General features: G+C 60.5%; 5 protein-coding genes. All 5 read left to right on the plus strand.

Translation table 11 applies throughout. From position 1 onward, the window contains the following. Nucleotides 1-371 precede the first annotated feature (371 nt). The 5 genes from ACQZ60_RS23755 (at nucleotide 372) to ACQZ60_RS23775 (ending at nucleotide 13,281) form a co-directional block, all read left to right on the plus strand. On the plus strand, nucleotides 372-3,314 hold the full coding sequence (locus tag ACQZ60_RS23755; RefSeq protein WP_448736267.1) for an ice nucleation-like protein: 2,943 nt from the start codon (nucleotides 372-374) through the stop codon (nucleotides 3,312-3,314). 94 nt (nucleotides 3,315-3,408) lie between these two features. After that, nucleotides 3,409-4,374, plus strand: coding sequence for a glycosyltransferase family 2 protein (locus ACQZ60_RS23760; protein WP_448736268.1), 966 nt, complete (start codon nucleotides 3,409-3,411; stop codon nucleotides 4,372-4,374). Between the two features lie 219 nt (nucleotides 4,375-4,593). Continuing rightward, nucleotides 4,594-6,639, plus strand: a complete 2,046-nt coding sequence (locus tag ACQZ60_RS23765) for an O-linked N-acetylglucosamine transferase, SPINDLY family protein (RefSeq protein ID WP_448736269.1) — start codon at nucleotides 4,594-4,596, stop codon at nucleotides 6,637-6,639. 102 nt (nucleotides 6,640-6,741) lie between these two features. Then, nucleotides 6,742-7,899 (plus strand): UDP-galactopyranose mutase, encoded by a 1,158-nt coding sequence (glf, locus tag ACQZ60_RS23770; RefSeq protein ID WP_448736270.1) that lies wholly within the window; start codon nucleotides 6,742-6,744, stop codon nucleotides 7,897-7,899. Nucleotides 7,900-8,094: 195 nt separating this feature from the next. Further along, the gene (locus ACQZ60_RS23775; protein WP_448736271.1) at nucleotides 8,095-13,281 is read left to right on the plus strand and encodes a beta strand repeat-containing protein; all 5,187 of its coding nucleotides are present in this window, start codon (nucleotides 8,095-8,097) and stop codon (nucleotides 13,279-13,281) included. Nucleotides 13,282-13,340: the final 59 nt, after the last annotated feature.

Here is a 13,340-nt window from a genome sequence, read left to right on the forward strand (position 1 = left end):
GTGGAAGCTGATCGAATCGATAGTTAGCTTCGTAATTTTATACTCTATAAGACTCTAAGATACGCAAACATCAAGAATAAAATGCACCGCCTCCAAATATTAACTAGGCTTTAAATGTTGGCCTGATATGACACGCACGTCGCGAAAATCTTAAGCGGCAGAAATTATTAAGCGGCATTCGCACAAGCTAGCGTGGAAAATCCGGGCCCCCTTCTCCGGCTCGAATTGCATGATGCGTTTCCAGCGCAGGTTCACATGAGCCATGTTCTCCACAATTTCGCTTTATTTGCGGATGTCGGACCGCTGTCATCACGGGCAGTGTCTGGCAGCAGATAGGCGTGACCAGTCGCCATCCGGTAAAGGACACGTTCATGACTTCGATTCTTTCCTCACTGTCTGCTGTGCAGATTTCCAAGCTTTCCACCTCCACGATCGCCAGCCTAACCTCGGAAGACGTGAATGCGCTGGACAGCACCAAGATCAAGGCCCTCTCGTCGTCTCAGATCGCTTCTTTGAGCACAGATAACCTTGCTCTTTTCAGCTCTGAAGATCTCCGGGCCATTTCGGTAAGCGCCTTCAAGGGCTTGACGCTGACCCAGATCGCAAAGCTGAGCTCGGCTCAGATCAGCGGCCTGTCGGCGTCTCAGGTTACGGCGCTTTATACCAGCCAGATCGACGCCCTCTCGACCGACCAGATCAAGGCTCTCAACTCGGCTCAGGTCGCCGGTCTCAGCTCCGCACAGGTTGCGACCCTGAACAGCAGCGAACTGGCACTCTTCTCCTCCGACGAGATCAAGGCCATCAGCGCCAATGCAGTCGCCGGCCTTTCCGCAGCAGCGCTCGCTGCTCTCAGCACCGAAAACGCCGCCGCCCTGACAAAGTCTCAGATCGCCGCCCTGTCTTCGACGCAGCTTAACGCCCTGTCTTCCGATAGCCTTGCCACTTTCTCCGCCGACGAGATCAAGGCCATCAGCACCAAGCTCCTCGCCGGCCTCGACGTCACCAAGCTGAGCACCGGCAACGTCGCCGCCCTGAGCAGAACGCAGATTTCGGCGCTTTCTTCCGCACAGTTCGCAGCCCTGTCGACGGACCAGATCAAGGCCCTCAACTCCGATCAGGTCGCCGGTCTCAGCTCCGCTCAGGTCGCAACCCTGAGCAGCAGCGAGCTGGCATTGTTCTCGACCGATGAAATTAAGGCCATCAGCGCCAACGCCATCGCCGGTCTTACCCTGGCCGGTCTCGGCACTGAAAACGCCGCCGCCCTGACCAAGACGCAGATCGCCGGCCTGTCTTCGACACAGCTGAACGCCCTGTCTTCCGAGAGCCTTGCCACTTTCTCGACCGATGAAATCAAGGCGATCAGCACCAAGGCCCTCGCCGGCCTCGATGTCACCAAGCTGAGCACCGGAAACATTGCCGCCCTGAGCAGAACACAGGCCGCAGCACTGTCCTCCGCACAGTTTGCAGCCCTGTCGACCGACCAGATCAAGGCCCTCAACTCCGATCAGGTTGCAGGCCTCAGCTCCGCGCAGATTGCGACCCTCAGCAGCAACGAGTTGGCACTCTTCTCGACCGACGAGATCAAGGCCATCAGCGCTAACGGCGTTGCCGGTCTTTCCGCAGCAGCGCTGGCTGCTCTCAGCACCGAAAACGCCGCGGCCCTGACAAAAACGCAGATCGCCGGCCTGTCTTCGACGCAGCTCAACGCCCTGACTTCCGATAGCCTTGCCACTTTCTCCACCGACGAGATCAAGGCAATCAGCGCCAGAGCCCTTGCCGGCCTCGACGCCAGCAAGCTGAGCACCGGCAACGTCGCCGCCCTCAGCAGAACGCAGGCCGCAGCACTGTCTTCGGCACAGTTCGCAGCACTGTCGACGGACCAGATCAAGGCCCTCAATTCCGATCAGGTCGCCGGCCTCAGCTCCGCTCAGGTCGCAACCCTGAACAGCAGCGAACTGGCGCTGTTCTCGACCGATGAAATCAAGGCGATCAGCGCCAACGCCGTTGCCGGCCTTTCCGCAGCAGCGCTTGCTGCTCTCAGCACCGAAAATGCCGCTGCACTGACCAAGACGCAGATCGCTGGCCTGTCTTCGGCACAGCTCAACGCCCTGACTTCCGATAGCCTTGCCACCTTCTCGACCGATGAAATCAAGGCGATCAGCACCAAGGCCCTCGCCGGCCTCGATGTCACCAAGCTGAGCACCGGTAACGTCGCCGCCCTCAGCAAAACACAGATCACGGCACTGTCCTCGGCACAGTTCGCGGCCCTCTCGACCGACCAGATCAAGGCCCTCGGCTCGGAGCAGGTTTCCGGTCTCAGCTCCGCTCAGGTCGCAACCCTGAGCAGCGCCGAACTGGCACTGTTCTCGACCGATGAAATCAAGGCCATCAGCGCCAATGCTGTCGCCGGCCTTACCCTGGCTGGTCTCGGCACTGAAAACGCCGCCGCTCTGACCAAGACGCAGATCGCTGGCCTGTCTTCGGCACAGCTTAACGCCCTGTCTTCCGAGAGCCTTGCCACTTTCTCGACCGATGAGATCAAGGCGATCAGCACCAAGGCCCTTGCCGGCCTTGACGTCACCAAGCTGAGCACCGGCAATGTCGCCGCCCTCAGCAAAGCACAGGCGACAGCGCTCTCTTCGGCACAGTTCGCGGCCCTGTCGACGGACCAGATCAAGGCCCTCGGTTCGGAGCAGGTTTCCGGCCTCAGCTCCGCTCAGATTGCGACCCTGAGCAGCGCCGAACTGGCTCTGTTCTCGACCGATGAGATCAAGGCCATCAGCGCCAACGCCATCTCCGGTCTTACCCTGGCTGGTCTCGGCACTGAAAACGCCGCCGCTCTGACCAAGACGCAGATCGCCGGCCTGTCTTCGACGCAGCTTAACGCTCTGTCCTCCGACAGCCTTGCCACCTTCTCGACCGACGAGATCAAGGCGATCAGCACCAAGGCTCTCGCCGGCATCGACGCCAGCAAGCTGAGCACCGGCAACGTCGCCGCCCTCAGCAAAGCACAGGCGGCAGCGCTCTCCTCGACGCAGTTCGCAGCCCTGTCGACCGACCAGATCGCAGCCCTCAACTCCGATCAGGTCTCCGGCCTCAGCTCCGCTCAGATCGCGACCCTGAACAGCACTGAACTGGGCCTCTTCTCGACCGATGAGATCAAGGCCATCAGCGCCAATGCCATCGCAGGCCTCTCCACCGCTGCCATCGCTGGTCTCAGCAGCAGCCAGGCCGGTGCGCTCTCGGCCCAGCAGCTGAAGGTCATGAACGATGCACAGGTCGAGGCGGTCATCAAAGCCTACAAGGCAGTATAAGCCTTAAACGACCCGACAAAACCTACGACGCGGCTCAGGCCGCGTCGTAACATTTTAATTGCAGAATGCCCCAGAAGGACATTCAGTATCTGTCATGGCAAAAATATCCGTCATCATCCCGGCCTACAACATGGCCAGTCTTATCGGCGAGACACTCGACAGTGTTCTGCGCAATGAAACCGAGATGGATATCGTCGTCGTCGACGATGCCTCCACCGACAATACCTGCGACATCGTCGAGCAATACATCGCGCGGCACGCCAATATAAGGCTGATGCGCAGCGAGACGAACACCGGGCCGGGCGTTGCCCGCAACAGGGCCCTGGCGACCATCGACAGCCAATATTGCCTGTTTCACGATGCTGACGACCTCCTGCATGAGGGAGCCATCGATACCGTTCTGCCCTTGATGGATGAGACGAATATCGATGTCGCCGCATTCAGATATAGCGTGCTGAGAACGGCCGATGGCCCTGCCGGCGAAATGGCGCCTATCGACAAGAATATCTGGGATAGCGTCCTCGGCAGCCGCGACAGCGCAATGATCGACCTCGACTCGACCGCGCAATTCCTGGTGACGATCAATTACCCATGGAACAAGATACTGCGGACATCTTTCATTCGCCGGACGAACTGGTGCTTCTCCACGGCGCGGATCAACGAAGATATCCTGCCGCACTGGGCGGCCTATATGAATGCCGGACGGTTTCTGGCCATTAACACCAGCCTGACAACACACCGCCTCGTCCCGGGGCGGGAGCAGCATACGAGCACGTTCGACGAGCGCCGGCTTGAGATGTTCGCGGCGCTGAAAGACATCGAGAAGCTTTTCCTGAACAATCCGATCTTCAGGGCAAAATATTACCCGATCTTCATCGTCTTCAAGGCGGGTTTGCTGGAATGGGCGGCCAAGCAGATGCGGCAGGACCTGCACGGTCTTTTCCGCGAATATGTCGCACATTCATATCAATACTTCACGGATGAAGACTTCGACAGTGTCTATCGGATCAACCCGTCGATCGCTCTGGCGAGCTACAGGATGAAATACTCTCATCGTTAGACATGAGAGCGAGCCTTACTGCGGCATGACAGCATCAATCTCCCGGAAGCCGACGCCTGATCGGGAGGAAACTTCGTCCGGCCACACTACCGGCTGATCCGGGCAAGCAACCCCGCTTCAAACACATCCAGCCACAGGCAAGTTACCTGCGATAGCTAAGGACGGCCCATCAACAGGCTGTTCTTATCTTCGACCCTTTGTCGCTTGCCGCAGGATGTCATGACCGCCAATCCCGTCTCACCTTCAAACGACGCCGCCGCTCCCAGCGCCCTTGATCTTGCGCGGAACCAGCGGATGAGTCTCATGGATCTGCTGAGCGTAACCGAGGCGCTCAGTGCTGCCGGTCAGCGAACCGCGGCTGCGGAACTCTACAAGACCTGGGTTGCGTTCAACGACAACAATCCCGTCATCCATCTCGCCTATTTCAACTATGCCGTTGCGCTCAGCCAGCTTGGCGACCGCGCGGGCGCCGTGCAGGCGTTCCGCGCCTGTTTGAAGGCCAATCCGCAATTCGCTCCCGGTTACATCAATCTCGGTCGTGTCCTCGAAGATAGCGGGTTGATCGGCCAGGCCGTGGAACAGTGGTCGCATTATGCCGAAACGACGAAGCACCTCGACGCCGAAGCGATCGGCCATCGGCACATGGCCCTGCAGAACATCGGCCGGGTTCTCGAAGGCGCCGGAAAGCTCGAGGACGCTGAAACCGCTCTGCTGCAGGCGTTCGAGCTGCGGCCGGAATTGCCGGAGGCAGGCCAGCACTGGGTGTCGTTGCGGCAGCGCCAGTGCAAGTGGCCGGTGCTTGCTCCTTCAAACCATGTCCCTGCGCGCAAAATGCTCGATGCGATGTCCTCGCTGACGCTGAGCTGTTATGCCGACGATCCGATGTTCCAGCTGGCCAAGGCATATCGCTACAGCAAAACGGTGGTCGGCACGCGGCCGGACCTCAGCCGTTTTCCGCGCAGGTCGCCGAAGCTGAAGTCCGGAACCGGTGAGCGGCTGCGCGTCGGTTACCTCTCGTCGGATCTTCGCGATCATGCCGTGGGCTTCGCTCTCTGCGAGGTTCTGGAGTTGCATGATAAGGACAGCCTTGAGGTCTTCGCCTATTATTGCGGTAACGTCCGCAACACGGACAGCACGCAGGAGCGGATCAAGGCAGCAGTCCATTGCTGGCGGGATATCCACGGCCTGGACGATGCCGCTGCGGCATCGCAGATCATCTCCGACGAAATCGATATTCTGATCGACGTGAACGGCTACACCAAAGACGCGCGCACGAAGATTTTCGCCTATCGCCCCGCGCCGGTCATCGTCAGTTTCTGCGGTTACCCCGGATCGATGGGAAGCCCGTTCCATCAGTACCTGATTTCGGACGGTTACATGATCCCGCCGGAGAACGACATCTATTACTCCGAAAAGGTCCTGCGCATCGCCTGCGACCAGCCGCTCGACCGCAAGCGGCCCATCGCCGCCCGGCCAAGCCGGGCCGAGGTCGGATTGCCGGAGGATGCGTTCGTCTATGCCAGCTTCAACGGCATGCAGAAGATTACCGAAAGCTGCTTTGCGCGATGGATGACGATCCTGTCGCAGACGCCGGGCAGCCTGTTATGGCTGCTGGCGGGCGATGAAGACGTCAATCAGCACCTGCAGGCCATCGCCGAAAGAAGCGGTGTCTCACCTGATCGGCTCGTCTTTGCGCCGAAGGTTCCGAACCCGCAACACATCGCCCGTATCGGCGTTGCCGATCTGTTTCTGGACACGTTCCCCTATGGCGCGCACTCCACGGCCGCGGACGCCATAACATCCGGCCTGCCCGTCCTCACCATGTCCGGCAAGACATTTGCGGCGCGCTTCTGCGGCAGCATCGTCACCGCAGCGGGTGTTCCGGAAATGATTTGTTCTTCGCCGGAAGACTATGTCGCCCGCGCCATCGGTTTCGAACGCGACAGGAAGAAGCTTCTGGAGGTCAGAGAATCAATCGCCCGGCAGCGGGATACCAGCGTATTGCGGGATATTCCCGCTCTGGCGCGCCGTCTGGAAGAGCTGTTCTGGCAAATGCAGGGCGAATGCGAACGCGGCGAGACGCCGGTGCCGGATCTTAGCAATCTCGATCTTTATTACGAGCTGGGCGCGGAAGCCGTGTTCGAGAACGTGGAGTTTGAAGACGAGCAGAGCTATCGCAATCGCTATCTCAAGAAGCTCTCTCAATGGCACGACTATTCGCCAATTCCCTATGACAATCGCCTCTGGCGGAAACCGGATAACTGAGCACGGGATAGTCTCGGCCGGCCGGGGCATGCGCTGCGCGGCACCTCTTCGATGCAAATCTCGACCGCCCACCGGGCGACATATGAACGGGACTGATTACCAATGTTCGCGGACGAAAGAATTGTCATTGTGGGCGCCGGGCTTTCCGGCGCGGTCATCGGCCGGGAGTTGGCGCTGGCAGGCCACAGGGTCGATATCGTCGATGCCCGCGATCACATTGCCGGCAATTGCCACACCGAACGCGACGGTGAGACCGGCGTTATGGTGCATGTTTACGGTCCGCATATTTTCCACACCGACGACAAGGAAGTCTGGGACTATGTGAACGGCTTTCAGACCTTCATGCCTTACAAGAACCGGGTCAAAACGACGAGCGGCGAGCGCGTCTATTCGCTGCCGGTCAATCTACACACGATCAACCAGTTCTTCGGCAAGAATTTCCGGCCCGATGAAGCCAGAGCCTTCATCGAGGAAAAGGCCGACAAGTCGATTGCCGATCCACAGACCTTCGAGGAGCAGGCGTTGCGTTTCGTCGGCCGCGATCTCTATGAAGCCTTCTTCAAGGGATACACCGAGAAACAATGGGGCTGCTCGCCGACGGAACTGCCAGCCTCCATCCTGAAACGTCTGCCCGTGCGCTTCAACTATGACGACAACTACTTCTTCCACAAATATCAGGGCATGCCGGAAACCGGTTATACGGACATGATCGAACGCATCCTCGATCATCCGAACATCAGCGTCAAACTTGGCACACATTTCCAGCGCGCCGAAGCGCCGGCCTCTGCGCACGTCTTCTATTCCGGTCCGCTCGACGGCTATTTCGACTTCGAATTCGGCCGTCTGGCGTATCGGACACTCAACTTCGAACGCTTCACCTATGACGGCGACTATCAGGGTTGCGCGGTGATGAATTATGGCGACGCTTCGGTGCCCTTTACCCGCATCACCGAACACAAGCACTTTTCTCCGTGGGAAGACCATGCCGGCTCCGTCTGCTACAGGGAGTTCTCCCACGAATGCGGCCCGCAGGACATTCCCTATTATCCCATCCGGCTGGTCGAGGACAAAGAACAACTCGCCGAATATGTGGCGCGCGCCGAACGGGAAGCATCGGTAACCTTTGTCGGGCGGCTCGGGACCTATCGTTATCTCGACATGGATGCGACCATTCGCGAGGCACTCGACACCGCCCGGCTCTATCTCGCCCGGCGAGCGGAGGGCGCTCCCATGCCGGCATTTCTGCATTCGCCCGTCTGAGACGGGCCCGTCCGTTCTCTTCCATAAATGCAGGCACTTAACGTGACGGCGGGCGAAGCGTAGCAACTTCAGGTTCAGGCAAGCCCGATTGCGTACTCAACATCTGAAAAATGGTGGACCTGCGTAACCGATGCCCCTCCGGGGGCTCGGGCGGAAAATCCACCTGTTGGGCCTGGACTTTAGGATTTTTCAGACATGACGTCGATCATTTCTTCCCTGAACGTCAATCAGATCAGATATCTTTCGACAGAGGCGGTCGCAGCCTGGACAACCGACGACGTGGCGTCGCTTTCCACAACGCAGATCAAAGCGCTTTCGTCGGCCCAGATCGCGGCACTGGATGTGGAGGATGTCAAAGTCCTCAACTCACAACAGTTGAGCGCCATTTCGCAGGGCGCCATCGTTGGCCTGACGCTGGATCAGCTCAACATTCTCGATCAGTACGCCATCAAAAGCCTGAATTCGAGCCAGATTTCTGCGCTTACCACCACCCAGCTCCATGCCCTGACGACGGAACAGGCGGAGGCTTTGACCTCATCTCAGGTGCGCGCCCTCAATGCGACGCAAATTGCCGCCCTGAGCGCGGAAGATATAGCGACGTTCTCAACCGCCGACATCGCCGCAATCACGAGCAAAGCCATGCCGGGCTTGAGCACAGAGGTGATCGCAGGGCTGACCCCGGATCAGATCGCGGCCCTGAGCACGAGCGCCGTTGCGAGCCTGACAACCGACCAGATCGCGGTCCTGAACCCGGATCAGGCCGAAGCCCTGTCGCCGGCGCAGGTCAAAGTGCTGAGCTCGATGCAACTCGCTGCGCTCGGCACGGACGATATAGCGACATTCTCGACCGCCGACATCGCGGCGATTACCGTCAAGGCGATGCCGGGTCTCAGCACCGAGGCAATCGCGGCGTTTAGCCCGGATCGGATCGCCGCCCTCAGCGCAAGCACGATTGCCGGCCTGACGATCGACCAGATCGAAACCCTGAGCACCGCCCAGATCGCCGCATTGACCACGGCGCAGATTGCCGCACTCAAGACGACGCACATTGCCGCCCTGAGCACCAGCCAGGTCGAAGCCCTGTCGCCGGAACAGGTGAGGTCGCTGAGCGCGGCGCAATTCGTGGCCCTCAGCGCGGAGGACATCGCGACATTCTCAACCGCCGATATAGCGGAGATCACCGGCAAAGCCATGCCCCGTCTGGGCACAGAGACGATCAGCACGCTTACCAAAGAGCAGATCGCCGCATTGACCACAGCCCAGATGAACGCCCTCGGCGTAGCGCAGTTCCAGGCCTTGAGCGCTGCTCAGATCGAGGCCCTGTCAACCGCTCAGATTGCCGCCCTCAGCACCGGCGTGGTCGCAAACCTGATAGCCGACCAGATCGAAGCCTTCAGCACCCAGCAGGTCGAGGCTCTGTCCTCGGCACAGGTGAAGTTGCTGAGCTCGATCCAGCTTGCGGCCCTGAGCGCCGAGGATATAGCAACATTCTCGACCGCCGATATCGCGGCGATCCCCGGCAAAGCCATGTCCGGCCTGAGTGCGGACGCAATCGCGGCGCTGTCCACCGCTCAGATCGCCGCCCTGACCACCAGCGCCATTGCCGGCCTGACGGCCGATCAGATCGAAGTTCTGAGCACCGAGCAGGTCGAGGCCCTGTCTCCGACGCAGGTGAAGTCCCTGAGTTCAGCGCAGCTTGCAGCCCTGAGCATCGAGGACCTGGCGACATTCTCGACCGCCGATATCGCAGCGATCACGAATAAAGCCATGTCGGGCTTGAACACCGATGTTATCGCGGCCTTCACCACGGCTCAGATCGGCGCCCTCACCACCAGCGCCATTGCCGGCCTTACCTCCGATCAGATCGAAGCCCTGAGCGGCAATCAGGTCAGCCTTCTATCCACCGCGCAGATCAAGGCGTTGAGCTCGGTTCAGGTCGCCGCCCTGGGCAACGATGTGGCCGCCCTGTCCACCAGCCAAACGGCCATGTTGAGCACGTCGGGCATCAAGGGCCTGACCAGCGATCAGGTTGCGGCCCTCAGCATCGATCAGTTCGCGGCCCTGACCACAGCCCAGATCGCGGCTTTCGGCTCGGGGCAGATTGCGGCATTGAGCACGGACAATATAGCATCGCTTTCCGTGGCCCAGCTTGCGGCAATGAGCACCTCCGGCGTCCTGGGACTTTCGACCGGCCAGATCGCCGCCCTCAGCACCGATCAGGTTTCCAGGCTGTCGACCAAGCAGATGGCGCGGTTGAGCGCGGCACAAATTGCCACCCTCGGCACAGACGACATAGCCGCTCTTTCGACAGCCCAGATCGCCTCCCTGAGCGCTGCGGGCATTACGGGACTAAGCGCGCAGCAGCTGGCGACCCTCACCACCAGCCAGGCCGAAGCCTTAACGAGCGCGCAGATCGTCAATCTCGGCTCCACACAGATTTCGCAGCTGGGGACGGACGATCTGGCGAAATTCACAACCAAGGACATCGCCGCGATCACTTCCAGCGCAATCGCAGGACTGTCGGCAGAAACCCTCGCTTCCCTGACGACATCCCAGATTGCCGCCCTGAATGTACAAAGCATCGGTGCGTTGAGCACCGCACAGATCGCCGCCTTGAGTATCGCCCAGGTCGAAGCCTTGACCACCGCCCAGGTCGGCGCTCTCAGCTCGAAACAGATCGCCGCCTTGAGCGCGGATAACATTGCGACATTCTCGACCAAGGATATCGCCGCGATCAGTTCCAGTGCGATCGCTGGATTGTCGGCAGAGACCGTCGCCTCCCTGACGACAGCGCAGATTGCCGCCCTGAACGTGCAAAGCATCGGTGCGTTGAACACCGCGCAGATCGCCGCCCTCAGCACCGCGCAGGTCGAGGCCTTGACCAGCGCCCAGGTAAGCGCTCTCAGCTCGACACAGATAGCGGTCCTGAGCGCGGAGGATATGGCGACGTTCTCGACCAAGGACATTGCCGCCCTCAGTTCGAATGCCATCCCGGGCTTGTCCGCGCAAACCATAGCGTCGCTGACGACAGCGCAGATCGCAGCGCTGAGTACGGCTGGCATTGGTGGGCTGAGCACCGGACAGGTCGCAGCACTGACAGGCGATCAGGTGGACGCCCTGACCAGTACCCAAATCGCGGCACTCACCTCAAAACAGGTTGCGGCCTTGAGCGTGGCTGACATCGCCTCGCTTTCAGCAGCCCAGATAGCCGCCCTCAGCACGGCGGGCATAACGGGCCTGACCACTGACCAGATCGCAGCGCTCGACACCGCGCAGGTCGAGGCTTTGACCGATACACAGGTCGGTGCTCTCAGCTCGAAACAGATTGCGGTCTTGGGCACGGACGACATGGCAACGTTCTCGACCAAGGACATTGCCGCGATCAGTTCAAATGCCATCCCGGGCTTGTCAACGGAGACCATAGCGTCGCTGACCACGGCCCAGGTCGCAGCCTTGAGTGCGGCTGGCGTTGGAGGGCTGAACACCGGGCAGGTCGCAGTCCTGACAAGCGATCAAGTCGACGCCCTGATCAGTATCCAGGTCGGCGCCCTCACCTCCAGACAGGTTGCCGCCCTCAGCGTGGCCAGCATCGCCTCGCTTTCGGCAACCCAGATAGCCGCTCTCAGCACGGCGGGCATAGCGGGCCTGACCACCGATCAGATCGCCGCTCTCAACACCGCTCAGGTCGAGGCCTTCACCAGTGCTCAGATCGGCGTCCTCAGCGCAAAACAGATTGCGGCCCTCAGCGCCGGTGGCCTTGATACATTCACTGCCGCCGAGCTGGCTGTCATCAGCTCGAGTGCGATCTCGGGCCTGTCGACAGCGGCGATCGCTTCGCTGACGACGGCGCAGATCGCAGCCCTCGGCGCGGCGGCGGTACCCGGCCTGACCACCGCCCAGATCGCGGCCCTCGGCACCGGTCAGGTAGATGCCCTCACCAGCGCCCAGATCGCCGCCCTCACCTCCAAGCAGGTTGCGGCTCTGAGCGTCGCCAGTATCGCCTCGCTCTCGGCAGCCCAGATAGCCGCCCTCAGCACGGCGGGTACGGCGGGCCTGACCACCGATCAGATCACGGCCCTCGACACCCTTCAGGTCGAGGCCCTGACCAGCAGTCAGATCGGCACTCTCAGTTCGAAACAGATCGCGGCCCTCAGCGCCGGCGATCTCGATACATTCACTGCCGCCGAGCTGGCCGCCATCAGTTCGAATGCGATCTCGGGCCTGTCGACAGCGACCATCGCCTCGTTGACGACCGCTCAGATCGCCGCGCTCGGCGCGGCGGCAATACCGGGCCTGACCACGGATCAGATCGCGGCTCTCGGCACCGATCAGGTAAGCGCGCTGACCAATGCCCAGATCGGCGCCCTCACCTCCAAACAGGTTGCGGCCCTGAATACGGCCGACATCGCCTCCCTTTCCGTCAGCCAGATAGCGGCTCTGGACGCCAAGGCGATTGCAGGCCTTGGCAGCGCACAGACCGGCGCGCTGAACATTGAACAGGTCCAGACATTATCCACCCGGCAGATAGCATCGCTGAATTCGGATGCACTCAAGGGCCTGTCCGCGGAGATGCTGGAGACCTTCTCGACGGAGGAACTCGCGGCTATCGGCTCAAGCGCGATAAAGGGACTGTCCACGGACTTTATCGCCGCTCTTTCCACCGCCGAGGTTGCGGCCCTGAGCACGGCTGGCGTCGCCGGATTGACCGGCGATCAGATCAATGCCCTCGGCAAGGACCAGATCGAAGCACTCTCCACCAGCCAGATCGCTGCATTGAGTTCGGCTGGACTTGCGGGATTGACGGCGGATGATCTGGATACATTCTCGACCGGGGAACTCGCCGCCATCAGTTCGACGGCGATAAAGGGACTGTCCGCCACGGTCGTGGCCTCCCTGTCTTCTCAGGAGATCGCCGCTTTGACGACAGGCCAGGTGGCTTCGCTGAGCTACGGTCAGGTCGCGGCCATGGGGTCCGCGCAAATCGGAGCGCTGTCACTGTCACAGGTCAGCGTCCTCAACGCGCTGCAGGCAGCCGCGCTTGGCGGCGACGACCTGACGGCATTTTCCACCGAACAGATCATCAGCCTGAGTTCGAGCGCGATCTCGGGATTGGGCACCGGTACGCTCGCTGCCCTGACGGCATCCCAGGCGGCAGCCTTCACGCCAGGTCAGGTCGCCGCCATGACATCGGCGCAGGTTACGGCCTTGAACAGCGCCAAGACCACCAACAGCTCTGTCCAGGATATCGCCTCCCTGATCTCAACCACCGATGAGACGACTTCGACCCAGGACAGCGCGACCAGCACCTCAGTGGAGGCTTCGAGTGAAACGCAGGAGGCGTCCGACGTCGCTGCAACCATTTTGTCCTATCTGGACGTCTGACTTTAGCCTGCGAATAGAGGGAAATAACCGGGCCGGGATAGCTGCCATCGCCTGATGGC

It is taken from the genome of Agrobacterium sp. 22-223-1, assembly GCF_053522385.1.

What these genes read in the sequence shown, in the direction of transcription:
- glf (WP_448736270.1), top strand. Translation starts at nt 6,742, where the DNA reads ATGTTCGCGGACGAAAGAATTGTCATTGTGGGCGCCGGGCTTTCCGGC.
- ACQZ60_RS23755 (WP_448736267.1), top strand. Translation starts at nt 372, where the DNA reads ATGACTTCGATTCTTTCCTCACTGTCTGCTGTGCAGATTTCCAAGCTT.
- ACQZ60_RS23765 (WP_448736269.1), top strand. Translation starts at nt 4,594, where the DNA reads ATGACCGCCAATCCCGTCTCACCTTCAAACGACGCCGCCGCTCCCAGC.
- ACQZ60_RS23760 (WP_448736268.1), top strand. Translation starts at nt 3,409, where the DNA reads ATGGCAAAAATATCCGTCATCATCCCGGCCTACAACATGGCCAGTCTT.
- ACQZ60_RS23775 (WP_448736271.1), top strand. Translation starts at nt 8,095, where the DNA reads ATGACGTCGATCATTTCTTCCCTGAACGTCAATCAGATCAGATATCTT.